General features: G+C 58.9%; 23 protein-coding genes. 13 read left to right on the forward strand and 10 right to left on the reverse strand.

What is annotated here, in order from left to right; genetic code table 11:
• Nucleotides 1–58 precede the first annotated feature (58 nt).
• The 5 genes from ACR0MV_RS01465 (at nt 59) to ACR0MV_RS01485 (ending at nt 5,962) form a co-directional block, all read left to right on the forward strand.
• Nucleotides 59–1,027: an XdhC family protein gene (locus ACR0MV_RS01465; protein ID WP_480700771.1), complete on the forward strand. Its 969-nt coding sequence runs from the start codon at nt 59–61 to the stop codon at nt 1,025–1,027.
• Nucleotides 1,024–2,025, forward strand: a complete 1,002-nt coding sequence (locus tag ACR0MV_RS01470; protein WP_480700772.1) for a molybdopterin-binding protein — start codon at nt 1,024–1,026, stop codon at nt 2,023–2,025. The genes ACR0MV_RS01465 and ACR0MV_RS01470 overlap by 4 nt, the downstream gene beginning before the upstream one ends.
• Nucleotides 2,026–2,174: 149 nt before the next feature.
• The gene (locus ACR0MV_RS01475) at nt 2,175–2,660 is read left to right on the forward strand and encodes a (2Fe-2S)-binding protein (RefSeq protein WP_170463949.1); all 486 of its coding nucleotides are present in this window, start codon (nt 2,175–2,177) and stop codon (nt 2,658–2,660) included.
• A 54-nt stretch (nt 2,661–2,714) separates the two neighbouring features.
• Nucleotides 2,715–5,075, forward strand: coding sequence for a xanthine dehydrogenase family protein molybdopterin-binding subunit (locus ACR0MV_RS01480; protein ID WP_480700773.1), 2,361 nt, complete (start codon nt 2,715–2,717; stop codon nt 5,073–5,075).
• A 95-nt stretch (nt 5,076–5,170) separates the two neighbouring features.
• Entirely contained in the window at nt 5,171–5,962 is a 792-nt protein-coding gene (locus tag ACR0MV_RS01485; RefSeq protein ID WP_480700774.1) for an FAD binding domain-containing protein, read from the forward strand.
• Between the two features lie 45 nt (nt 5,963–6,007).
• On the opposite strand, the gene ACR0MV_RS01490 is transcribed toward ACR0MV_RS01485, so the two are convergent.
• Nucleotides 6,008–6,907 carry a MurR/RpiR family transcriptional regulator gene (locus tag ACR0MV_RS01490; RefSeq protein ID WP_480700775.1) on the reverse strand — a complete coding sequence of 300 codons (900 nt, stop codon included), beginning with the start codon at nt 6,905–6,907 and terminating at the stop codon, nt 6,008–6,010.
• A gap of 89 nt (nt 6,908–6,996) precedes the next feature.
• Here ACR0MV_RS01490 and ACR0MV_RS01495 point away from each other — a divergent pair, with 89 nt between their 5' ends.
• On the forward strand, nt 6,997–7,776 hold the full coding sequence (locus ACR0MV_RS01495; RefSeq protein WP_480700776.1) for a beta-keto acid cleavage family enzyme: 780 nt from the start codon (nt 6,997–6,999) through the stop codon (nt 7,774–7,776).
• Complete coding sequence (locus tag ACR0MV_RS01500; RefSeq protein WP_480700777.1) at nt 7,773–9,098, forward strand: aspartate aminotransferase family protein; 1,326 nt, start codon at nt 7,773–7,775, stop codon at nt 9,096–9,098. The genes ACR0MV_RS01495 and ACR0MV_RS01500 overlap by 4 nt, the downstream gene beginning before the upstream one ends.
• 82 nt (nt 9,099–9,180) lie before the next feature.
• Here ACR0MV_RS01500 and infC read toward each other — a convergent pair whose 3' ends face one another.
• The 7 genes from infC to cobA all read right to left on the reverse strand — a co-directional run bounded on the left by infC (nt 9,181) and on the right by cobA (nt 14,811).
• Nucleotides 9,181–9,771: a translation initiation factor IF-3 gene (gene infC / locus ACR0MV_RS01505; protein WP_480701228.1), complete on the reverse strand. Its 591-nt coding sequence runs from the start codon at nt 9,769–9,771 to the stop codon at nt 9,181–9,183.
• Nucleotides 9,772–9,890: 119 nt separating this feature from the next.
• Entirely contained in the window at nt 9,891–10,724 is an 834-nt protein-coding gene (locus ACR0MV_RS01510; protein WP_170487717.1) for a ferredoxin--NADP reductase, read from the reverse strand.
• A 108-nt stretch (nt 10,725–10,832) separates the two neighbouring features.
• A complete protein-coding gene (locus ACR0MV_RS01515; RefSeq protein ID WP_170425309.1) occupies nt 10,833–11,240 on the reverse strand; it encodes a DUF934 domain-containing protein in 408 nt (135 codons plus the stop codon).
• Entirely contained in the window at nt 11,237–11,998 is a 762-nt protein-coding gene (locus ACR0MV_RS01520) for a phosphoadenylyl-sulfate reductase (protein WP_480700778.1), read from the reverse strand. Before ACR0MV_RS01520 ends, ACR0MV_RS01515 begins: the two co-directional genes overlap by 4 nt.
• Nucleotides 11,988–13,652, reverse strand: a complete 1,665-nt coding sequence (locus ACR0MV_RS01525) for a nitrite/sulfite reductase (protein ID WP_170425303.1) — start codon at nt 13,650–13,652, stop codon at nt 11,988–11,990. Before ACR0MV_RS01525 ends, ACR0MV_RS01520 begins: the two co-directional genes overlap by 11 nt.
• 68 nt (nt 13,653–13,720) lie before the next feature.
• The gene (locus ACR0MV_RS01530; protein WP_170425300.1) at nt 13,721–14,035 is read right to left on the reverse strand and encodes a DUF2849 domain-containing protein; all 315 of its coding nucleotides are present in this window, start codon (nt 14,033–14,035) and stop codon (nt 13,721–13,723) included.
• Complete coding sequence (cobA, locus tag ACR0MV_RS01535; RefSeq protein ID WP_170425297.1) at nt 14,035–14,811, reverse strand: uroporphyrinogen-III C-methyltransferase; 777 nt, start codon at nt 14,809–14,811, stop codon at nt 14,035–14,037. Before cobA ends, ACR0MV_RS01530 begins: the two co-directional genes overlap by 1 nt.
• A 143-nt stretch (nt 14,812–14,954) precedes the next feature.
• On the opposite strand from cobA, the gene ACR0MV_RS01540 reads away from it, so the two are divergent.
• A complete protein-coding gene (locus ACR0MV_RS01540) occupies nt 14,955–15,434 on the forward strand; it encodes an Lrp/AsnC family transcriptional regulator (RefSeq protein ID WP_170425294.1) in 480 nt (159 codons plus the stop codon).
• On the opposite strand, the gene ACR0MV_RS01545 is transcribed toward ACR0MV_RS01540, so the two are convergent.
• The gene (locus ACR0MV_RS01545) at nt 15,431–16,612 is read right to left on the reverse strand and encodes a cytochrome P450 (protein WP_480701230.1); all 1,182 of its coding nucleotides are present in this window, start codon (nt 16,610–16,612) and stop codon (nt 15,431–15,433) included. The two genes, ACR0MV_RS01540 and ACR0MV_RS01545, sit on opposite strands and share 4 nt — an antisense overlap.
• Nucleotides 16,613–16,659: 47 nt before the next feature.
• On the opposite strand from ACR0MV_RS01545, the gene ACR0MV_RS01550 reads away from it, so the two are divergent.
• The 5 genes from ACR0MV_RS01550 to ACR0MV_RS01570 all read left to right on the forward strand — a co-directional run bounded on the left by ACR0MV_RS01550 (nt 16,660) and on the right by ACR0MV_RS01570 (nt 23,163).
• Nucleotides 16,660–18,393 carry a sensor histidine kinase gene (locus ACR0MV_RS01550; protein ID WP_170425291.1) on the forward strand — a complete coding sequence of 578 codons (1,734 nt, stop codon included), beginning with the start codon at nt 16,660–16,662 and terminating at the stop codon, nt 18,391–18,393.
• Complete coding sequence (locus tag ACR0MV_RS01555; protein WP_170425288.1) at nt 18,390–19,619, forward strand: sigma-54-dependent transcriptional regulator; 1,230 nt, start codon at nt 18,390–18,392, stop codon at nt 19,617–19,619. The genes ACR0MV_RS01550 and ACR0MV_RS01555 overlap by 4 nt, the downstream gene beginning before the upstream one ends.
• Nucleotides 19,620–19,991: 372 nt before the next feature.
• On the forward strand, nt 19,992–20,993 hold the full coding sequence (locus ACR0MV_RS01560) for a DctP family TRAP transporter solute-binding subunit (protein WP_480700779.1): 1,002 nt from the start codon (nt 19,992–19,994) through the stop codon (nt 20,991–20,993).
• 116 nt (nt 20,994–21,109) lie between these two features.
• The gene (locus ACR0MV_RS01565; protein ID WP_170425281.1) at nt 21,110–21,787 is read left to right on the forward strand and encodes a TRAP transporter small permease; all 678 of its coding nucleotides are present in this window, start codon (nt 21,110–21,112) and stop codon (nt 21,785–21,787) included.
• Nucleotides 21,787–23,163: a TRAP transporter large permease gene (locus ACR0MV_RS01570; protein WP_480700780.1), complete on the forward strand. Its 1,377-nt coding sequence runs from the start codon at nt 21,787–21,789 to the stop codon at nt 23,161–23,163. The genes ACR0MV_RS01565 and ACR0MV_RS01570 overlap by 1 nt, the downstream gene beginning before the upstream one ends.
• A gap of 51 nt (nt 23,164–23,214) precedes the next feature.
• Here the strand turns inward: ACR0MV_RS01570 and ACR0MV_RS01575 are convergent, their stop codons facing one another.
• On the reverse strand, nt 23,215–24,039 hold the full coding sequence (locus tag ACR0MV_RS01575) for a hypothetical protein (protein WP_480700781.1): 825 nt from the start codon (nt 24,037–24,039) through the stop codon (nt 23,215–23,217).
• Nucleotides 24,040–24,175: the final 136 nt, after the last annotated feature.

Below are 24,175 nucleotides of genomic sequence, written 5' to 3' on the forward strand. Positions count from 1 at the left end.
TTACTTTTCATTGCGCCAAACCTGCCTATGTTGGACCTGAACACGCCGGGAGGGTGCAATGGACAGATTCGACAACAGCCCTGAGACGGCCCTGAAATGGCATGCCGAGGGTTATCCGACGGCACTGGCTACGGTTGTTGAAACCTGGGGCAGTGCGCCGCGCCGCGTGGGTGCTCAGTTGGTGATCGCTGGTGATGGCCGGATCGAGGGATCGGTCTCTGGCGGCTGCGTCGAAGGTGCCGTCATCGTCGAAGCGCTGGAGGCGATGGACGAGGGCGAGGCACGGTTACTGGAATTCGGTGTCAGTGACGAGGATGCCTTTGCCGTCGGTCTGGCCTGCGGTGGTACGATCCGCGTTTTGGTCGAGCCTATAGGATCGGTCCTTGCAGAACCCATGTTGCGTGACTTGGTTGCGGCCCGCGCCCGGCGCGAGCCTGTGGCATACGAGGTCAACGTTGAAACCGGCCACAGGGCGTTGCGTCGTAGTGCCTATGCCAACCGAATGCGTATGGACCGGTCCGGTTTTGAAGAGGACGGGCAGACATTCGTTGCCGTCCACAACCCTCCGCTACGGCTGATCATTGTGGGGGCCGTTCATATCGCTCAGGCGCTGGTACCTATGGCGCGGATTGCCGGGTATGACCCCGCTATCATCGATCCGCGCGACGCTTTCGCCTCAAGCGCGCGCTTTCCCGGCGAAAAGATCCTGACCGACTGGCCGGACGAGGCCGTTGCCAAGCTGGGCATGGACACACGGACCGCCGTGGTTCTTTTGACCCATGACCCAAAGCTGGATGATCCGGCATTGGAGTCTGCCTTGCGCGCGGGAGTGTTCTATATCGGGGCGCTCGGTTCCACGCGGACCCACGCGAAACGTGTAGCGCGGTTGACCGAAGCCGGGTTTTCTGAGGCTGAGATCGCTCAGATCCACGGTCCCATCGGCTTGGACATTGGCGCGGCGGACCCATCCGAGATTGCGGTGGCCATTCTTGCCCAGATGACAGCTGTTCTAAGGGGCAAAGCGTGAAGTTCGGTCCCGTTCCTATCGCAGAGGCCGCGGGCGCAATTCTGGCGCATTCGGTGCAAGTCCAGGATGCCAAGCTGCGCAAAGGGCTTGTTTTGACAGCCGACCATTGTGACCAGCTTGCTGGTGCCGGGTATGACGAAGTCACAGTGGCGCGGCTGGAAACCGGAGATTGTCACGAGGACGAAGCCGCCGAGCTTTTGGCTGCAGCCCTTGCACCGGAGCCGCAAGCTGTGGGTTTGCGCGTGACGCAGCCTTTTACGGGGCGTGTGAACCTGTTGGCGGACGGGCCCGGTGTCGTGGACCTGGATGCCGAGGCGTTGCAGGCGTTCAATTGCGTAAACCCGATGATCACCGTCGCGACGGTGCCGCAATATCAGCAGATGGGCCCGGGTGGTATGGTCGCCACGATCAAGGTGATATCTTACGCTGTTCCGCGCGAGGATGTGTTGAAAGCCACCAATCTGGCCCGCGCGTCCATTCGCCTGGCGGCCCCGGTCCACAAAACCGCTGGGCTGATCGTAACGGATATTCCGGGCGGCCCCTCCAACGAAAAGGGCATCGCGGCCATTCGCGGCCGGGTCGAGGCGCTGGGGCTTGAATTGGATGAGGTGCAGATCGTACCTCACAAACCCGAACCATTGGCGCAGGCAATTTCGGAGGCATCGGGTGATATTGTGATGATCCTGACCGGCTCGGCCACGTCGGATGTGTTCGATGTCGCGCCTCAGGCCGTGCGCGCCGCAGGCGGTCATGTGGATCGCTTTGGTATGCCGGTCGATCCCGGTAACCTGCTGTTTATTGGCGCGCTTGAACAGCGTCCGGTGATCGGTCTGCCGGGCTGCGCGCGCTCTCCGGCGCTGAACGGCGCGGACTGGGTTCTGTCCCGCGTGGCCTGTGGGGTGGAAACGACCGGGGCTGATATCGCGGGTATGGGGGTCGGAGGGCTGCTCAAGGAAATTCCCACACGACCGCAGCCAAGATCAGGGCGCAAAGCGTAACCCGACCGCCGATTTTCGAATGGCCTAGGTGGATTTAACGCCAAAGGCGACCCCTACGAACGTCGGATACAGGCGCTAAATATTTTTGTTCTCAAACAATTTTTCCCGTGTTTAACTCGGAACGGGAGATTTCATATTGGGAGGAAAATATGACACAGGTCTCAATGACCGTGAACGGGAAATCCGTGAGCGGTGATGTCGAGGGCCGGACACTGCTGTCCAGTTTCCTGCGTGACCACCTGTCGCTGACCGGAACCCATGTGGGCTGCGATACCGCTCAATGCGGTGCCTGCGTTGTCCATGTGAACGGTGAAGCGGTGAAATCCTGCAACATGCTGGCGCTTGAGGCGGATGGGGCTGACGTAGGCACCATCGAAGGACAAGCCAATCAGGACGGCTCGTTGAACGTGATCCAGCAGGCATTTCAGGACCATCACGGCCTGCAGTGCGGGTTCTGCACACCCGGAATGGTCATGAGCGCGGCGGCCCTGCTCAAAGAGAACCCGCGCCCGACCGAAGGTGAGATACGCAAGTATCTGGAAGGCAACCTGTGCCGCTGCACCGGGTACCACAACATCGTCAAGGCGATCATGGCCGCATCGGGCCAGGACGTAGGTCACATCGCTGCCGAGTAAGGCAAAGATTGAGAATTTTCGACGAAAATTCCTTTCCAGGGAGGAGAACAAGCAATGCCCAAAGACAGTGGCATCGGAGCCAGTTCCAAGCGGCGTGAGGACGTACGCTTTCTGACCGGAGCAGGCAATTACACCGACGACATCAACGTGCATGGCCAGGCCTATGTGCATTTCCTGCGGTCCGATATTGCGCATGGTCGGATCAAAAACATCGACACTTCGGCAGCTGAGGCCATGCCCGGCGTGGTCAAGGTATTCACCGGAAAAGACTTTGAAGGCGTGGGGGGTATCCCATGCGGTTGGGAAGTCACGGATAAGCATGGCGCGCCCATGCAGGAACCGCCGCACCCAATTCTGGCGCAGGGCAAGGTACGGCATGTGGGTGACCCGATTGCAGCCGTTGTGGCCGACAGTCTGGAGCAGGCGCGTGACGCGGCCGAGGCGATCGACCTTGATATCGAGGAGCTGCCCGCCGTTCTAGACATGAAAGCCGCCGCCCAAGACGGGGCGACGCTGGTCCATGACGATCTGAAGAACAACATCTGCTACGACTGGCAGTTGGGCGAAACCGACGACGCAAAGGTTAACGAGGTTTTTGCCAATGCGGCCCATGTGACGACGCTGGATCTGGTCAACAACCGGCTCGTCGCCAACCCGATGGAACCGCGTGTGGCTGTGGCCGAGTATAGCCGCGGAACCGAAGAGTATACGCTTTATACCACCTCGCAGAACCCGCATGTGATCCGGCTGCTGATGTGCGCCTTTGTTCTGGGACTGCCCGAGCACAAAGTACGCGTAGTGGCCCCGGATGTGGGTGGCGGTTTTGGCACCAAAATCTTCCACTACGCCGAAGAGGCGTTTTGTACCTTTGCCGCAAAAGCCTGCAACCGTCCGGTCAAATGGACCGCCAGCCGGTCCGAGGCCTTCATGTCGGACGCGCAAGGCCGCGATCACGTCAGCAGGATTGAACTGGCGCTGGATGCTGACAACAACTTCATCGGTCTGCGCACCGATACCTACGCAAACCTGGGCGCTTATCTGTCGACCTTCTCCAGCTCGGTTCCGACCTGGCTGCACGGCACTTTGATGGCGGGCAACTATAAGACGCCAGTCATTCAGGTGAATGTTAAGGCGATGTTCACCAACACGGTGCCGGTCGACGCATATCGTGGTGCTGGACGGCCCGAGGCGACCTATCAACTTGAACGCGTCGTGGACAAGGCCGCCCGCGAGCTGGGCGTGGATCCGATTGCATTGCGTCGTCAGAACTTTGTCACTCAGTTCCCCTATGACACGCCAGTCGCGTTGACCTACGACACCGGGGACTACAACGGCACGATGGATAAGCTGGAATCTGCTGCTGATCTGGCAGGTTTTGCCGCGCGCCGGGCTGAAAGCGAGGCCAATGGCAAGCTGCGTGGTCTGGGCATCAATTGCTACATTGAGGCCTGCGGCATCGCGCCGTCGAACATCGTCGGTATGCTGGGGGCCCGCGCTGGTCTCTATGATGCGGCGACCGTTCGGGTGAATGCCACCGGGTCGATCAGCGTTATGGTCGGTGCACACAGCCACGGGCAGGGGCATGAGACCGCGTTCCCGCAGGTTGTCGCTGATATGATCGGCATCGACGAGTCGATGGTCGAGATCGTGCACGGCGACACCTCGAAGATCCCGTTTGGGATGGGCACTTACGGGTCCCGTTCGCTGGCAGTCTGTGGTTCGGCCATGGTCAAGGCGACCGAGAAGGTGATCGAGAAGGCCAAGAAGATCGCAGCCCATTTGCTGGAAGCGTCCGAGGCCGATATCGAACTGAAGGATGGACAGTTCAGCGTTGCAGGCACCGACAAATCGGTGGCCTGGGGTGATGTGACCCTGACGGCCTATGTCCCGCACAACTATCCTTTGGAAGTTGAACCAGGGCTGGAAGAGACCGCGTTTTATGACCCGGCCAACTTTACCTTCCCGGCAGGTGCTTATGCTTGTGAGGTCGAGGTTGATCCCGAAACCGGTCAGGTCAGCATCGAGAAGTTCACGGCGGCGGATGACTTTGGCAACATCGTCAATCCGATGATCGTGGATGGACAGGTCCATGGCGGCATCGGTCAGGGTATCGGCCAAGCATTGCTTGAGAACTGCGCCTATGACGAGAACGGCCAACTGCTGAGTGCGTCCTTCATGGACTATGCCATGCCGCGTGCTGACGATGTTCCGTTCTATGGTGTCGATCATTCCAGCCAGACGCCCTGTACGCATAACCCGTTGGGTGTGAAGGGCTGTGGTGAGGCTGGAGCGATTGGCTCACCGCCTGCGGTCGTCAATGCGGTTCTGGATGCGTTGAACTCGGGTGGCAAGGCCGTCGATCATATCGACATGCCAGTGAGCCCGTCGCGCGTCTGGGCGGCGATGAACAGCTAAGTGACACGGGTGGACCGGGGGCCAGCCCCCGGACCCCCGAGGTATTTTTTGGCCAGATGAAGGGCGGATCCGCGCCTTTCGGAAAGGAAGACGAAATGTACAATTTCGAGTTTGAGAAGCCCTCGACCATAGCTGATGCGGTCGCCGCGTTGGGGTCCGAGGACGCGCAGGCGCTAGGGGGTGGGCAGACGCTAATCCCGACGTTGAAGCAACGGTTGGCAGCGCCTTCGTCCTTGGTTTCGCTGAGCGGGATTCCCGAGATGCAGGGTGTTTGCATCGAGGATGATGGATCTGTCGCCATTGGTGGAGCAACCCGGCATGCTGTTGTCGCGAGCGAGGCGGCCAGCAGCTATCCCGCTTTGGCGGCGCTGGCAGGACAGATCGGTGATCCTGCGGTACGCAACCGCGGTACGATCGGCGGGTCGCTGGCGAACAACGATCCGGCAGCCTGTTACCCGGCGGGTGCCATGGGATCAGGTGCGACGATCATTACCAACATTCGTCAGATTGCAGCAGATGAGTTCTTTGAGGGGATGTTCTCAACGGCTTTGGATGAGGGCGAGATTATCACTTCGGTGCGTTTCCCGGTGCCGCAGGCTGCGAGCTATCAAAAGTTCCTTCAGCCTGCGTCACGTTTTGCGCTCGTCGGTGTCTATCTGGCGCGATTTGCGGATGGGGTGCGTGTCGCCGTAACCGGAGCCAGTGAAGATGGTGTGTTCCGCTGGTCCGAAGCGGAAGAAGCCTTGAATAAGGAGTTCCGCGCGGATGCCCTGACAGGGCTGAGCATCAACCCGGCTAACATGATGGCAGACCTGCATGGCAGCAAAGCGTATCGTGCGCATCTGGTGAGCGTCATGACAAAGCGGGCGATCGAAGCCTGTATGTAAATGCCAACAAATCCGAAAAGCCCCGGTGTCACCGCCGGGGCTTTTCTATGTGCGCCTGATTCTGGGGGGCAGGGACGGCCGCCAATAGGCGCCCGTGTCCTCTCGAGACTTTTGGTAAGCGTCGACCCGTTCGCGCGCGGCGTCTCCACCGGCTTGGAACAGGTGGCCCAGAAGGCATTCCAGAACCACCATTGCGCCGGCGTAGCTAGAGAAGTGGTGAAGCGACCGGGTGCTGACCGGAAAGACAACGTCCGGTTCTATGCCGGGGGCGACCACCTCGCTATCGGCGATCAGGATAATTGGCATGGATTTGCGCCGGGCCAGGCGCATGGACTGGATAGTATCAGAGGAATAGGGGCTGACTGTGATCGCGATCAGGCAGTCCGTGGGGGTGGCATCCAAAAGGTCATCGGTAGCGGCCCCCATGTGGCGCGGGACAAGGCGCAGGCCGGGGTGCGCCATGCGACCTGTATAGGAAAAATAGTACGACAACGCATAGCTTGCGCGCGTTGCCGTAACAAAACACCTGTCAGATTGTGTCATGATCTCAACTGCTTTCCTGACTTTGTCCGGGTGCATGAGCCGCAGCGAACGCATGACCACGTTCTGCGCGTTCTGAGCGAATTGGGCCTGAGCTGCACTGAAAGAATCGCCGTCTTGCATGTTACTGAGCCAGGATTGGCTCATATGGTCCTCGCTGTCGGTCACAAGGGCGGCGCGGAACGGGGCGCGCAAGGCCTCGAATCCGTCGAAGCCAATGCGATGGGCCAAGCGAACCAGCACGTTTGAGCTGACGCCGATCTTGGCAGCGGTTTCGCGGATTGGGTCCAAACCGAAATCCGCTGGGTGATCCAGGATGTACTTCGCAGCTGCCTGCAGACCGGGGGGCAATTGGTCGATCTGTTGTCGCAACGCTTCGGTGATTTGGTTCAAAGGCTGGGTCATGATCCTAGAAAAACAAATGTTATGAAGATTGCAAATTGAAAACGTGTGCTAGACGGATAACTGAGAGGCAACTTGCTAAGGATGGCCCGATGTCTGAACCCGCGTCTCATACTCAAACAGCGCCCAAACCGTATGTTCTTGTCGCGCCGAACGGTGCACGCCGGGGATCAGTGGATCATGCAGAGTTGCCGGTTGGTTTAGAGCAAATCGTTGCCACGGCGCAGAATTGCTTTTGGGCGGGTGCGGACGGCCTTCACCTGCATGTGCGCGATGATCGGGGGCAGCATACGCTGGACGCGGGGCGCTATCTGGAAACTTTGGCCGAGTTGCGCGGGGTAGTGCCTGACATGGATGTCCAAATCACGACCGAAGCTGCGGGCGTTTTTGATGTGGCCGCGCAATTGGAGTGTCTGCGGAAGGTGCAGCCGGAATGGGCGTCGATCTCGGTGCGAGAAGTTGCTCGTGCGCCCGAGCTTGCCAGCACTTTGTATGGGTTGTGCGAGGATCAAGGAACTCGTGTTCAGCACATCCTTTACGACCGTGAAGATGCGGCCTTGCTGGCGGACTGGCAGGGGCGCGGGATTGTGCGCACAGAGCAAACGGATCGGTTGCTGGTTCTGGGGCGATACAGCTCGGGTCAGCAATCCGTTCCGGAAGATCTGGATAAGTTTCCGCAAGACGCTTCGCGATGGATGGTCTGTGCCTTTGGCCAGCAGGAACATGCATGTTTGTTGACGGCCGCAAAACGCGGAGGAGACGTTCGGGTCGGGTTCGAAAACAGTTTGACTGACAAGGACGGCAATACCTGGTCAGACAATGCAGCGTCCGTAGCGTCGCTGGTTGCGGCTTTGAAAGGAGCGCAGGAATGAGTAGTCATGTTTTTCCACGTCACACGAAATCGGAACTTCCGGTCGCTGTTGGTGGCGACGGGTGTTACCTGATCGACGCGCAGGGGCATCGGTACCTGGATTGCGGCGATGCTGCGGTGTCCTGTCTGGGACATTCGAACCCTACGGTAATCAAGGCTGTGCAGGAGCAGGTCGAAAAGATTGCTTTTGCGCATACCGGTTTCATGACATCCGAACCGGCCGAAGCCTTGGCAGACCTGCTGATCGAACATGCGCCGGGTGATCTGGACCGTGTCTATTTTGTTTCCGGCGGGTCCGAGGCGACCGAGGCGGCGATGAAGCTGGCCCGGCAGTACTTCCTTGAGATCGGACAGCCCGAGCGTCGCCGGGTGATTGCGCGGCGGCAGAGTTACCATGGCAATACCCTTGGTGCCTTGTCCGCAGGAGGCAATGAATGGCGTCGGGCTCAGTTCGCCCCGATGCTGATTGAGATGACGCATATCGCGCCGTGTTACGAATATGCCGAAAAGCCGGATGGTGAGAGCAGCTATGACTATGGCCAGCGCGTCGCCAACGAATTGGAGACCGAAATTTTGCGCTTGGGCCCCGAGACCGTTATGGCCTTCATGGCAGAGCCGGTTGTCGGGGCAACCTTGGGCGCGGTGCCTGCGGTTGAGGGGTACTACAAACGCATCCGCGAGATTTGCGATCAGTATGGCGTCTTGCTGATTTTGGATGAGGTCATGTGCGGCATGGGGCGGACAGGGCATCTGTTTGCCTGCGATCATGACGGTGTTGCGCCGGATATCCTGTGTATCGCCAAAGGGTTGGGAGCCGGGTATCAGCCGATCGGGGCGATGATGTGCACCGATAAAATCTATGATGCGATCCGCGACGGGTCGGGTTTTTTTCAGCATGGACACACCTATATCGGCCATCCGGTTGCAACCGCGGCCGCTTTGGCGGTCGTAACCGAATTGACCTCGCGCGAATTGCCCGCGCGGGCCGGTGTCATGGGGGATAGGCTTCAAACAGCGCTGCAGGCCGAATTCGGCCAACACCCAAATGTCGGCGATATCCGTGGCAGGGGTCTATTCCGTGCGGTCGAGTTGGTCTCGGACCGCGAAACGAAAACGCCATTTGATCCGACACATGGCGTTGCAGGCCAAATCAAAAAGGCCGCGCTGGCCGAGGGACTGATTTGCTATCCGATGTCCGGCACGCGGGACGGGCGGCTTGGGGATCACGTACTGCTGGCCCCGCCATTCATCATTGAAGACACTCAGATCGATGAACTGGTCGGCAAGTTGAGCCGGGCAATCGCTGCGTCGATCCCGGCGTAAGACGTTTCTTCTCTCGATTAAGCCTAAAAAAACCCTGTCAGAGCGCTCTCTGACAGGGTTCCAAATTCGATAAGCGTAACGCTTATTTTTGCGGCAGCGGGCCGATCATCATGATCATCTGACGGCCTTCCATCTTCGGCATGTTCTCGACCTTGCCGATTTCTTTGATGTCCTCGGCCACACGTTCCAGCAGCTCACGGCCTAGGTTCTGGTGCGCCATTTCGCGGCCACGGAAGCGCAGGGTCACTTTGACCTTGTCGCCTTTTTCCAAGAACTTCACGACGTTCTTCATTTTGACGTCATAGTCATGCGTGTCGGTGTTGGGCCGGAACTTGACCTCTTTCACCTCGATGACTTTTTGCTTCTTGCGGGCTTCGCTTTCGCGCTTTTGCTGTTCGTACTTGAACTTACCAAAGTCCATGATCTTGCAGACCGGAGGGTTCGCGTTGGGCGAAATCTCAACAAGGTCCAGGCCGGCATCGGCGGCAAGTTGCATGGCTTTGGCGGGATGAACCACCCCGACGTTGTCACCGTCTGCGCCAATCAGGCGAATTTCGGGGGCACGGATTCTTTCATTGACGCGCGGTCCGGTATCTCGTTGCGGCGGCGCGTTGTGAGGTCTGCGGGCTATGGGTTCATTCCTTTGATGATTGCAGAAATTCGAGCCCGAAATTTAGACCGGCCTGCACGCCGATTCAAGCGGCATAAACAACAGCCAACGTGAAAATTCCGGGTTTTGTCAGAGGTTTTTGTGGGTTCCGGGGCAATTTACCCCGGAACCGGTGTGTTGGATTAACCAACAAACGCTTTTTCGATGACGAATTCCTTAGGTTCGGAGTTTGCACCTTCGCGCAGGCCGAACTCTTCCAGAATCTCTTTGATGTCCAGGTTGAAGGCCAGCGAACCACAAACCATGGCGCGGTCGGTGTCTGGGTTAATCCCGCCTTCGATACCCAGATCAGCAAACACAGTGCCGTCTTTCAGCAGGTTTGTGATGCGACCCATCTTGGGGCTCTCTTCCCGTGTTGTGGTCGGGTAATAGCGGATCTTGTCCGCGAAACCTTCGCCCATCAACTCGGCCAGCATTTCGTCCTGACGGATGCTTTCGATCAGCTGACGGCCATACTCCAGTTCGGCCACTTCGCGGCAGGTATGGGTGATGATGACTTCGTCATAATCTTCGTACGTCTGCGGCTCGCGCAGCAGCGACGCGAAGGGGGCGAAACCAGTGCCGGTAGCAAAGAACCACAGGCGTTTGCCGGGCAGCAGAGCGTCATGCACCAGCGTGCCAACCGGCTTGGGCCGCAGGATGATCTGGTCGCCCGGCTTGATGTGCTGCAACTTTGAGGTCAGCGGACCGTCCTGCACCTTGATCGAGTAAAACTCCAGTTCTTCGTCCCACGAAGGCGAAGCGATCGAATAGGCGCGCAGCAGCGGCTTGCCGTTGTCGCCCAGCAGACCAATCATCACGAACTCACCCGAGCGGAACCGCAAGGACGCGGGGCGCGACACCTTGAACGAGAACAGGCTGTCGGTCCAGTGTTTGACATCTGTTACTGTCTGGGCGTCCGGAAGGACAGGGGCCTTAACGGCGGTTGCTTCGGTCACGGGCTTCATCTCTGTCATCGTTGTCACTGTCGGCTGAGTAAACCGACATCTCCGTTTAATCTTTGATCCAAGTCAGGAAAAGGGGCTTAATGCCCCTTTCAAGTCACAAGCTGGCGATTGTCGGTCTTAGCCGCGCAGGCGGGCCTGATAGTTGTGGTTCTGCCAATCGGAACGGGCAAGCCATTGATCTTCGGGCTGGCGTGTCGCCAACGCATTGTCGATCTCGACCTCGTCAAACCCACTGCGGCGCGCCATGGCATATTGGTCGGCCAGAACGTGGCCCTTAGCGCGCAAGCGGCCTGTATAGCCTTTCAGTCGCAACACGCGTGCGATGGTGAAACCGCGCCCATCGGCCGAGGACGGAAAGTCCACACGGACCATCTGGGCGCTGCCCAAACGGTCAATCAGCTCATCGGGGTCCGTGTCCGAGGCCACGTCCAGAGCTACGACATCATTGGCCGCGTCTTCCAGAGTGACAAAGCCATCGGTCCAGTCATCGGGGGCAAAGCCCTGATCGGTTACAATAACGTTCATGTTTTCTCTCCAGCGCGCACCATCTTGCCGTCGACAAAATGGATGCCGCATTCTTCTTTGTTCTGATCGCGCCAGCGTCCTGCGCGGGGGTCTTCGCCTTCTTTGACCGGCGAGGTGCAGGGCGCACAGCCGATCGAGGGGTAACCTTTGGCCACCAGCGGATGCCGGGGCAGGTTGTTTTCGTCCATGTAGGCGCGCACATCTTCGGGTGCCCAGTGGGCCAGCGGGTTGACCTTGATCCGGCCGGTGCCGTCTTCGACCTCGAAAAAGTCGAGCGCGGCGCGGGTTCCGGACTGAAACCGTTTGCGCCCGGTGATCCAGCCGTCATATCCCGCCAAAGCCTTTTGCAGCGGAAAGGTCTTGCGCAGGTTGCAGCAGGCATCCGTATCGCGCAGGCGCAGTGCGCCATAAGGGTCTTCGCGTTGCACGTCCTCATCCTCGGCGCGGATGATCTGGACGTTCTTCAGCCCCAGACGCTCGCTGACCTCCTGCTGGTATTCCAGCGTCTCAGTAAACAGCATCTGCGTGTCCACGAACAGAACCGGGGTCATCTTGTCGACCACAGCGGCCATGTGCAGCAACACCACCGACTCCGCACCGAAGCTAGAGACCAGAGCAAGCTCTTCGATCTCGTCCAGCGCGCCATGCATGACATCATGGGCGCTGTGGTGGCGGAACCGGGCGTTCAGCGCGTCGACCTGTTCGGTCAATTCCGCGCGGTCTTTGCCCAGTTCCGTCTGGATCAGGTCAAGCGGCATTGGCCTGCGCCTCGGGGTAAAGCGCCGCCTTGAACGGAGCCATGCCTACGCGGCGATAGGTTTCCAGGAACGTTTCCTCGGCGCTGTCACGCTGTTCCAGATAGGTGTCCACGATGCGCTCAACGGCTGGCACGATCTCATCATAGGCAAAGCCCGGACCGGTGCGGTCGCCAACGGCCGCAGTTTCGGTCGCGTCCCCACCCAGAGTGATCTGGTAGTTCTCGACACCTGCGCGATCCAGACCCAGGATGCCGATGTGGCCCACGTGGTGGTGACCACATGCGTTGATGCAGCCCGAGATCTTGATCTTCAGGTGACCGATGTCATGCTCCAGCTTCAGCTCATCGAAACGGGTCGCGATTTCCTGTGCAACCGGGATCGAGCGGGCTGTCGCCAGCGCACAGTAGTCCATGCCGGGGCAGGCGATGATGTCGCTGATCAGGCCGATATTGGCGGTGGCCAATTCGTACTCTTTCAGCTTCGCGTGGATCGCGGGCAGGTCCGACTTGTGGACATGCGGCAGGATCACGTTCTGCTCATGGCTGATGCGCAGTTCGTCATAGGCGAACTCTTCGGCCAGATCGGCCATCACACGCATCTGCTCGGCAGTAGCATCGCCCGGCGTCTGGCCGTGCTTCTTGATCGAGATCGTGACGATCGCGTGGTCCGCATCCTTGTGCGGCGCGATGTTGGTGTCGACCCACGAACGGAAAACGGGATCGTTGGTGTAGGCACTTTCGAACGACGCGACCGAACCCTTGCGGAAATCAGGCGCAGCAAAGTGACCCTTGATCTCTTCCAACAAGTTCATGTCAGCGCCCTTGAACTGCGGGCGAACCTGCAGGAAGCGCTCGTTGACCTTGGCGCGGATCGCGTCGATGCCATGCTCGTGCACGGTGATCTTGATGCGCGCTTTGTACTTGTTGTCGCGGCGGCCGATCTGGTTCCACACGGAAACGGTGGCTTCCAAGTAAGCCAGCAGATCGTCAAAGGCGACGAATTCGGACAGTTCCTTGCCGATCATCGGCGTACGGCCCAGACCACCACCCACGATAACGCGGGCACCCAGAACGCCGTCGCGCTCGACCAGTTGCAGACCGATGTCATGCGCCTTGATCACGGCGCGGTCGTTTTCCGAACCAGTGATAGCGATCTTGAACTTACGCGGCATGAACTGGAATTCCGGGTGGTCGGTCGACCACTGACGCAGCAGTTCGGCGTAGGGGCGCGGGTCGGCGACCTCATCCGCGGCGGCACCGGCGAAGTGGTCGGCGGTCACGTTGCGGATGGTGTTGCCCGATGTCTGAATGGCATGCATGCCAACCTCGGCCAGCGCGTCCAGCATGTCCGGAACGTCGTTCAGTTTCGGCCAGTTGTACTGGATGTTCTGACGGGTGGTGAAATGACCATAGCCCTTGTCCCACTTCTCGGCCAGCAGGGCCAGTTGGCGCATCTGTGCGCTGGACAGCGTCCCATAAGGGATCGCGACCCGAAGCATATAGGCGTGCAGCTGCAGATACAGGCCGTTCATCAGGCGCAGGGGTTTGAATTCGTCTTCGGTCAGCGAGCCGTCGATACGACGCTCGACCTGCGCGCGGAACTGCGCGTTACGTTCTGCCAAAAATGCTGTGTCGAACTCGGAGTAGCGATACATGATTAGCTGTCCTTAGTTGCAGCCCCGAACCTTGGGGCCTTGAAAAGGGGAGAGAGACGGGCCAGAGGTCAGGCCCGGGGCTGCGTGGATGTTTCTTGTTTGCCGTGGGCATAGTTGGACGGGCCGGTGCGGCGAAAGTCTTCCCGGAAGTGGGTCGGCTCGGGGCCGTTGTCACCGGCGACTGCATCGGCCAGATAAGCGCCGACGATCTTGTTGGCCTGACGCGCCGCATCCAACAGACGCACCTGTGCGTGCGCCTCGTCCGTGATCAACTCGGCCTCGGACAGTTCGCGCGACCAGCGGTCGTCTTCGGTTTGATAGATCACGTCACCTTCCAACAAATCGTTGGCAGTGACCACTTTGGGGGTAAAAGCGCGGGCCATCAGGCGTGCTCCTTCTTGAATTCGGTCAGGGCCTGAGCCGCTTGGCGCGGGGCGAGGCCATAAAATGTCAGTGTTGGGCCGTCCATCTCGGCGGCGTTCAGATCGGTTGGAAGCTGATCCAGAGTCGTTTCCAGAACGCGCTGATCGGGGCGCGAGGCGTTCTCGATCAGGGTCACAGGCGTCTGCCGGTCGGCACCGTGCATGATCAGGCGGCCTTGGATAAACCGGGCGGATTTCTTGCCCATATAAATCGCCGCAACCGAACCCGCGCGTGCCAGCGCAGTCCAGTCGTGATCGGCAAATCCCTTCATGTCGTGGCCGGTCAGAAACCGGACCGAAGAATTGCGTCCACGCCGTGTCAGGCTTTGACCAATTCCGGCCACTGCCGCGGATGCAGCGGTGATACCCGGTATGATCCGCCACGAGATGCCAGCAGCCTCAACCGCCTCGATCTCTTCATCCAAGCGACCAAACACGGTCGGGTCGCCGGACTTCAGGCGCACGACGCGCTGACCATTCAGGGCGTATTCGACCAACAGGGCGTCAATGTCTTCCTGTTTCCACGACGGGCCGAAACCGGCCTTGCCCACATCGACCAGTTGCGCGGTCTTACCGGCCAGCGCCAGAACCTCGTCACTGATCAGGCGGTCATGCAGAACGACGTCCGCGCGCTCGAACGCATTCAGCGCTTTGAGCGTCAGCAATTCCGCATCGCCCGGACCCGCGCCGACAAAGTCGACATGGCCTTTGGCATTATGTGATTGCGTAAGCTGCATTTCCGGTCCCGAGTGTGGTTTGACTTGGGTTGCAATATAGGAAATATTCCCGCTAATGCGCCATATGGGCGAACAAATAAGAACAAACGTTCTAGTAAAGCTGAACTTCAGGACGTTTGTTTCGAAACGAAAGGAATATTGGAATGTCGGTGCGGATTGACGATACGGATCGGAAAATTCTGATCGAGCTGCAGCGGGATGCAAGCCAATCGCTGGACGAAATAGCCGCCCGTGTCGGTAGTTCCAAGACCCCGGTCTGGAATCGGATACGCAAGCTGAAAGGGGCCGGCGTGATCGGCCAGCAGACCGTTTTGCTCGACGCCGAAGCGCTGGGGTTCGAAGCCACATTCTTTGTGCTGATCCGTACTTCAGAGCACGAGGCCGACTGGCAGCACAAGTTCCTCAAAGCCCTGCGCGACAGGCCCGAGGTGCAAGAGGCACACCGGCTGGCCGGTGACATCGACTATATCCTCAAGGTGCGGGTCAAGAATGCGCGCGCTTATGATGAGTTCTATCAGGCGCTGATCTCAGAGGTTCGTGTGCACAACGTGACCGCGCTGCTGTCCATGGAAGAGATCAAGTCGACCACTATGCTGCCGCTGAACGCGTTGATCGAAAACTAGGCCTCGACCATCAAACGGGTCAGTCCGTGGAAATGGTAGGTGTTCGAGTATTCCGGTTCAGCGCTCAGGCGTAGGTTAGGGCACCGTTCGAACAACACGGACAGGCCAATACGCATCTCCATCCGCGCGAGCGGCGCGCCGACGCAGAAATGCAGGCCGCCGCCGAAACTGGTGTTCGTGGCGATGGGGCGCGTGGGGTCGAACCGGTCGGGGTCGGGCCAGACCGCAGGTTCGCGGTTCGCAGCCCCCAGCAGCAAAGCAACTTCATCCCCGCGCTTGAAGGTATGGCCGAACGCCTCGACGTCCTCGTAGGCATAGCGGGTGAACATGTGCAACGATGGATCGTAGCGGAGGATTTCCTCAACCGTCCCGTCAATAGCCTTGGGGGCGAACGCTTGCGGACCGATACCCAACTGCAATGCGGTCTTCACTCCGTTTGCCAAAGAATGGACCGTTGCCTCATGCCCGGCATTCAAAAGCAGGATGCAAGTGGCCACCAGCTCATCGCGTGAGAGTTTCTCTCCGTCCTCTTCGGCAGCAATCAGGCGCGTGATCAGGTCGTCTTTGGGATCGGTACGCCGTTGGTCGATGTATCCGATCAGAAAGTCGGTGAATTCTTGCGATGATCTTGCCGCGGCGGTTTCGGTCTCGGGCGTGCGGCTGGCTTGATACATCGCAACCATGTCATGCGACCAGCGCAGCAGGCTGGGGGCCATATCCTCGGGCACGCCCAGAAGGCGGCAGATCGTGATGACCGGGATCTGGGTGCAAAACGCGGGCAACAGATCGAAGGGCGCGTCAGGAAAAGAATCGATCAGCGTGTGGCTGAGTCCGTGGATCGACGGCTCCAGCGCCGCAATCGCGCGCGACGTAAACGCGCGCATCACCAACGCACGCAGGCGCGTGTGCCGGGGCGGCTCGGCTTCAAGTAACGAGTGCGCCTCAACCGCCAGCCACGGGGCCAGATGTGAGGGGCCGGGTGTTTGCAGCTCCTCAGGCACCTCGCGGCCAAAACGGCGATCCTTTAGCAGGGCGGAGACCGCGCGGTGCGATACCGCAGCGACCTTGCCGTAGTCCTTCCAATAGACAAGGTCGCCGTATGCGCGGGCCTCATCGTAGAAAGGGTAGGGATTTTGAACGAAACCCGGATCGACCGGAGATTGAATGACCGTCTTCATGCGGCGCAGACTTGCCATGCGGCGCGCTGAATGCAAGACCCTATGTCATGCACCGAGTTTGGGTCATCCTGGGATTTCTGTGTGCCGTCGGGCTGTTGTCCGCTGGTGTCTGGTCCTATGGCTATCGTCAGGCGCTGTCGCAGCTGAGCGAAAAGGCCGAGGCTGATCTGGAACTGGCCGCGGACCGGCTGAGCACTCAGATGCAGGTTTATCAGGAATTGGCGGTGCTGATGGCCACGCATCCGGTCCTGCAAAGACTTGAAACACCTGCACAGAAACGGGCGGCGCGGGCGATACTGTTGGACGTGGCCGACAAGACCTCGGCCGTTAACATGATGTATCTGGACCGCAGCGGTAGGGTGCTGGCCTCGGCCCAGCCAATCGCTCAGGAAAGCATGTCCGACCATCCGGCGTTTCAGCGCGCCATGCAGGGCGCTATGGGGAGCGCGCACGGGGTCGTGGATGTCAGCGGGGATCGCACCTATTCATACGCGGCCCCAACCTTTGGCCTTGATGGTCGGGTCGAAGGTGCGCTGATCGTTGTGGCCGATGTGCAGGATGTGGAACAGACCTGGCGCGGCAGTACCGAGGCGGTGTTTTTCATTGATGGCGACGGCATTGTCTTTATCTCAAACCGCTCGGACCTACTATTCTGGCAGCGGGACGAAGGACAGTTGGGTCTCACGCCGCCGAGCGGAGAGGACGTCGATTTCGCCTCGGTTCTTGTGGGCCCGCATGAGGTTTGGAACCTGAACTGGGGCCGTTACCTGCCAAGCCGGGCCCTGCACCTGATGTTGGAGCTGCCGGTCATTGACATGACAGCCGAAGTGCTAGTGGACGTGGCCCCTGCACAGCGTCTGGCGGGGTTGCAGGCGGCCACCGTAGCCGCGATCTGCCTGGCCTTTGGTGCGCTTCTGTATTTGGCGACGGAACGTCGGCGCACCTTGGCTGAGGCGAACGCTGTTCTTGAAACGCGTGTTGCGCAACGCACGCAGGCTTTGACCGCCGCCAACATGGCCTTGCGACGTGAAGTGCGTGAACGCGAAGATGCCGAGGCCGCCCTCAAACACGCGCAGGAGGAGCTGATTCAGGCCGGAAAGCTAAGCGCTTTGGGGCAAATGTCGGCGGGTATCAGTCATGAGTTGAACCAACCGCTGATGGCGATCCAGCAATTCGCAGATAACGGGTCCGCGTTCTTGTCGCGCGGGCGCGAGGAGAAAGCCTCGGAAAACCTGACGCGTATCTCTGCCATGGCCGCTCGAATGGCGCGGATCATCAAGAACCTGCGCGCCTTTGCCCGCAACGAAAGCGAACCGATGGGCAAGGTCAATCTGGTGCAGGTGATCGACACGGCGGTCGAACTGACCGAGGCGCGGCTGCGGACTGAGGATGTGCGCTTGGACTGGGCGCCGCCTAAGAACCCTGTCTACGCCTGGGGCGGCGAGGTGCGTTTGGTTCAGGTTTTTGTCAACCTGATCAACAACGCCGCAGACGCCATGAGCGGACAGGACGACCGGCTAATCCGCATCAGGATCGAAGCCAGAGACAAACTGGCCGTGACCGTGCGCGACATCGGGCCGGGCATTGAGAACTCGGAAAAACTGTTCGAGCCGTTCTACACCACCAAAGCCGTTGGATCGTCCGAGGGGATGGGGCTGGGGCTATCGATCTCCTATGGTCTGGTTCAAAGCTTTGGCGGTAATATCCGGGGCACCAATCTGGAAACCGGCGCAGAGTTCACAGTCGAGCTTGAGCCTTTCACAGAGCACGAGGTCGCATGACGCGGAAAATTCTACTGGTCGATGACGATGCCGCTGTGCGCGAAGCCTTGGCGCAGACGTTGGAGCTTGCGGATTACGATCCGGTAACGGCAGGATCGTTCGTTGCGGCCAAGGATCATATTCGGGCGGACTTTCCCGGAGTCATCGTTTCGGACATTCGAATGCCCGGTCGTGACGGATTTCATCTGTTGACCTACGCCCGCGACGTCGATCCAGAACTGCCCGTTATCCTGCTGACCGGAGAGGGCGACATACCGATGGCCGTGCAGGCCATGGGTCAGGGTGCGTTCGACTTTTTGGAGAAACCCTGCGCCGCAGCCGACCTGCTGTCAGTGTTGGAGCGCGCGTTCGAGGCTCGTACGCAGGTGATCGAACAGCGCGCCCTGAAATCCGAGCTTGAGCGCGGCGACCCAGCGGCACGGTTACTGTTCGGCTTGTCTGCGCAAGCCGAGGCGTTAAGGGAACGGGTCCGGTCCGTCGCGCCTACGAAAGCCGAGGTGTTGGTCACCGGACCGCCGGGCAGTGGGATTTCCAAGGTGGCCGAGGTGGTGCATCTGATGTCCCCCTTTGGGCAGGGGCCGTTTGTGAAACGCCCGGCGTCAGGGCTGACGCCCGATGGTCTGGCGCGGGTCTGTGAAGATGCGGCCGGCGGGTCATTGTTTCTGGACGAGGTCTCGGCCATGCCGGAGGCGACGCAATACGCTGCTTTGGAACTGGTCGAGCAGGGACCCGGCGCCCGCATTGTGGCTGGAACAACGGCCGATCTGGCGGTTTTGTCAGAGCAAGGCGGGTTCAGTGCAGACCTGTTTTACCGGTTGGATGTCATGCGCGTGCGTATACCGTCGTTGGCCGAACGCCCTGAGGACATTCCGATCATCTTTCGTCACTACGTTGCGCAAGCCGCGGAACAGGCCGGTATTGCCGAGCCCGAGATTACGTCGGAACATTTGGCATCCCTAATGGCCAGCGATTGGCCGGGGAATGCACGGTCTTTAATGTCAGCCGCAATGCGGTTCGTTCTTGGTATGCCCGAAGAAGTCGCGCGTGGAACTGATCTGGGATTGAGTGAGCAGATGGCGCGGGTCGAACGGTCGCTGCTGATCGCCGCACTGGGGCGGCACAACGGCAAAGCAGCGGATGCTGCCAAAGCGTTGAAGCTTCCGCGCAAGACGTTTTATGACAAACTGGCGCGCTATCAGATTCGCCCTGAGGACTATCGCCGCTAGGAACGCTCCCGCCGGCTTTGGCCGCATTTACATGCGTTTAAAGCCGTTGGGCCGGGCAGCCCGCTGATGCGGGCTGCGGTCGTTCTTGTGAGAATCAGTCCTGCGCGTTGTCTCATTTGATTCGCGACCCGTGCGGAAATCCGCACAGCATGGCCTTGGCATGTGCGGATTTCCGCACAGTAGTTAGAAGCGCCGCCACAAGGCAGCTTGGGGTTTCGTTGTAAGGTTTAGAAATTAAACAAAAAAGTCTGATGTGGTGAAAGTTTAAACAAAAAGTTGAGCGGTGATCCGCGATTCGGTTCACTTCGCGGCATGCGGCGTTTTTTTGGGCGTCGACGAAAGGTTTCACGGAAGTCTGGGAGGAAAAGACAGATGAAATTCCTTACTACTGCTGCTACAGCTCTGGCACTGAGCGTTACGGCATCGGCCGCCATGGCCGCCTGTGACGATGGCGAGATCGTGGTCAAGTTCGCGCATGTTACGAACACGGACAAACACCCCAAGGGCATCGCAGCATCATTGCTGGAGCAGCGCGTCAATGACGAGATGAACGGCGTGATGTGCATGGAGGTCTATCCGAACTCCACGCTTTACAACGACGACAAGGTGCTTGAGGCGATGCTGCAGGGCGATGTGCAACTGGCCGCACCGTCGCTGTCGAAGTTCGAGAAGTTCACCAAGCAGTTCCGTCTGTTCGACCTGCCGTTCATGTTCAAGAACATCGACGCTGTCGACGCGTTCCAGGCCTCGGCTGATGGACAGGCGATGAAAGACAGCATGCAGCGCCGCGGCCTGCAAGGTCTGGCCTTCTGGCACAATGGCATGAAGCAGATGTCGGCGAACAAACCGCTGGTCGATCCGGCTGACGCTGATGGCCTGAAATTCCGCGTTCAGTCTTCGGACGTTCTGGTGGCTCAGATGGAAGCGATCGGTGGCAGCCCGCAGAAAATGGCGTTCTCGGAAGTGTACGGCGCGCTGCAGCAGGGCGTTGTGGACGGGCAGGAAAACACCTGGTCGAACATCTACGGCAAGAAGTTCTTTGAGGTGCAGGATGGTATCACCGAAACCAACCACGGGATCATCGACTATCTGGTCGTGACCTCGGTGGATTGGCTGGACAGCCTGGATCCTGCGGTACGCGATCAGTTCATGACCATTCTGGCCGAAGTAACCGAGACGCGGAACAAAGAAGCCTTTGCCGTGAACGAAGCGGCCAAAGCCTCGATCACAGACGCGGGCGGCATCATTCGGGAACTGAATCCTGAACAGCGTCAGGCTTGGGTCGATGCGATGAAGCCCGTTTGGGATCAATTCGCGGGTGACGTTGGTCAGGACAAGATCGACGCCGCTCAGGCGATCAACGCCGGGTTCTAATCCCGATACACAGGCTGCGCGTCCGGGCACTGGGGAGTAATCGACGCGTGGGCCGGGCGGGCCGTATAGAGGCCCGCCAACCTTACTCTCATCACCAATAATGTGGGGACAGATAAATGTCTGGTTCGAAACCCGGCCAAGGCGGGCTGGTCGACCATATCGAAGAGACCATGATTGCGGCGTTGCTGGGCCTGATGACGGTCGTGACCTTCGCCAATGTGATCGCGCGCTTTGTTTTTAATTCCAACATCTTGTGGGCGCTTGAGCTAACGGTGTTCACCTTTGGCTGGCTTGTTCTTCTGGGTGCATCCTACGCCGTCAAGAAACATGCGCATCTGGGTGTGGACGCCATCCTGAACATGTTGGCCCCGGCACCACGCCGCATTCTGGCGCTGATCGCGGTTGGGTGCTGTCTGGTATTTTCACTGCTGCTGCTGAAAGGCTCATATGACTATTGGGCCGTGTTTGCGGACTTGCCGCCTACCTCGGGCCGCTGGTTCCCGACCGGGTTCAATTTCGACGCCCGCAGCCAGAGCTTTTACGAGGTGGACGATATCCCCATGGTCGCGCCGCTGCGCTTTCTGGAAGACCTGATCAACTATGGCGAGGGCTATGAAAAGCTGCCCAAGGTGGTGCCGTATCTGGTGCTGCCGGTCTCAATGCTGCTGCTGGTGATCCGCTTTGCCCAAGTTGCAGTACAAATCTGGCGTGGCGAGACAGACCGTCTTGTCGCCAGCCACGAAGTCGAGGACGAGATCGAAGAAGTCCGCGCTCAGCAAGGAGAGCATGACTAATGGACGTCGTACTTCTATTCTCGATGGTCATCGGCCTGTTGCTGATCGGGGTTCCGATTGCCGTGGCGCTTGGCCTCAGCTCGACTCTGTTCCTGCTGATCTATTCCGACAGTTCGCTGGCCTCCGTCGCGGGTACACTGTTCGAGGCGTTCGAGGGGCACTTTACGCTGCTGGCGATCCCGTTCTTCATCCTCGCGTCGTCCTTCATGACGACAGGCGGCGTGGCGCGGCGTATCATCCGGTTCTCGATTGCTTGTGTGGGTCATTTGCCGGGCGGCCTGGCGATTGCGGGCGTGTTCGCCTGTATGCTGTTTGCCGCGCTTTCCGGGTCCTCTCCGGCCACTGTGGTCGCTATCGGTTCGATCGTGATCGCAGGGATGCGTCAGGTCGGGTACTCGAAAGAATTCGCAGCTGGTGTGATCTGTAACGCGGGTACGCTGGGCATCCTGATCCCGCCATCCATCGTGATGGTGGTCTACGCTGCAGCTGTTGAGGTCTCAGTCGGACGCATGTTCCTGGCGGGCGTTATTCCCGGCTTGATGGCGGGCCTGATGCTGATGGTCACAATCTACGTCATGGCCAAGGTCAAAAACCTGCCCAAAGGCGACTGGAAAGGCTGGGGTGAGATCTTTGTCTCAGCGCGCGAAGCCGGGTGGGGCTTGTTCCTGATCGTGATCATTCTGGGCGGTATTTATGGCGGTATCTTCACCCCGACCGAGGCCGCTGCGGTTGCTGCCGTTTATGCCTTCTTTATCGCTAGCTTTGTGTACAAGGACATGGGGCCGCTTAGCACGGAAGAGGGCAAACCGAACCTGCCGTTGCTGAAGAAGCCATATGCACTGCTCACGGCGTTCTTCCATCCCGATACCAAGCATACGCTGTTTGAGGCTGGCAAATTGACCGTGACGTTGCTGTTCGTCATCGCCAACGCGCTGATCCTGAAACACGTACTGACAGACGAGCAAGTGCCGCAGCACATCGCCAGTGCCATGCTGTCGGCAGGTTTGGGGCCGGTGACCTTCCTGATCGTGGTCAACGTCATCCTGCTGATCGGCGGTCAGTTCATGGAGCCGTCGGGCCTGTTGGTTATCGTGGCACCGCTGGTTTTCCCGATTGCGATCGAGCTGGGCATCGACCCGATCCATCTGGGTATCATCATGGTTGTGAACATGGAAATCGGGATGATCACGCCTCCGGTTGGTCTGAACCTCTTCGTGACGTCGGGCGTCGCCGGTATGCCAATGATGAGCGTTGTGAAGGCGGCGCTGCCATTCCTGGCGGTTCTGTTCGTCTTCCTGATCATGGTGACGTACATACCTTGGATATCGACCTTCCTGCCGAACACCTTCATGGGGCCGGAGATAATAACGAACTAGCGATACACGCTACCAAATAAAGGCCGGGGCTTCGCCAGACCCGGCCTTTTTTCATGCACTGTACTTGTTCAGGTAGTCCGCGACCCATTCTATCCCGCCATAAGCGCGGCGGCGGCGTGATCCCCAATAACCGATGCTGTCATCCAACAGCTCATTTGGGTTGGGGCGGCCATTGAAGATCACGATCTTCGGCCTTTTGGGTCGCTTTTTGTACTTTTTGAAGATCAGGCCAAATGGCCAGTAGTAGACCAGATGGATAATGCCGATGCACCAATTCTTGGGATAGCATTTCCGGTTCGTCGCAAGCGCCGAGATGTAATTCTGGTCATTTTCATATTTCGGCAGGTCCTTGGCCCCGTCGAAGTCATCGAACAGGTGAAACTGCTCGGCCGGGACGTACCCAACGATCGAGGAATTACCACGTGTCACTTTGTTCATGAACCACGGAATCCGGTCCCAGATCACGGCGGGGATCATGCGCCAGACAAGCCCGCGGAACTTGGGCATCAGATACAGGCCGCCTTTTTCCAGCATGATCGTCAACAGCGGGTCCAACTGCCCGGTGACGACCAGATCCAGGTCGAGAAACAGCGCGGCGACGTACTCTCCGACAATCTCGCGGTCGAACATCAACAGCTTGGGCCATTTGCCGTGAACCCATAGGTCTCTTTCAAGCTGGGGGAAGGAAAGCGGGACAACCTTGATGCCTGGCTTTAACCCTTCGGCATTGTCGGTGATACAGATAAAGTCGTGGTCCATCGACATATGGTCTTGAACCGCAGCATACAGCAGATTGACATAGTCAGGACCGAAAGCGTCGCCCCATTTCATGCAGATGATGCATGTCTTTGGTGATTTCCGGGCGGCACTTTCCATTCTTCTTCCTTACCTGAGCAGGTTCTAACCAGACGCAGTTGAGGGTCAAAACGCATCGTTTGCCGATGCTAGTATCGCCCAGCACCTCGCATCCCCTTGAATCACGGTCAAGAGATTTTATCTAGCGGTCAGAGGA

This window comes from Ruegeria sp. BC3 (genome assembly GCF_056539265.1).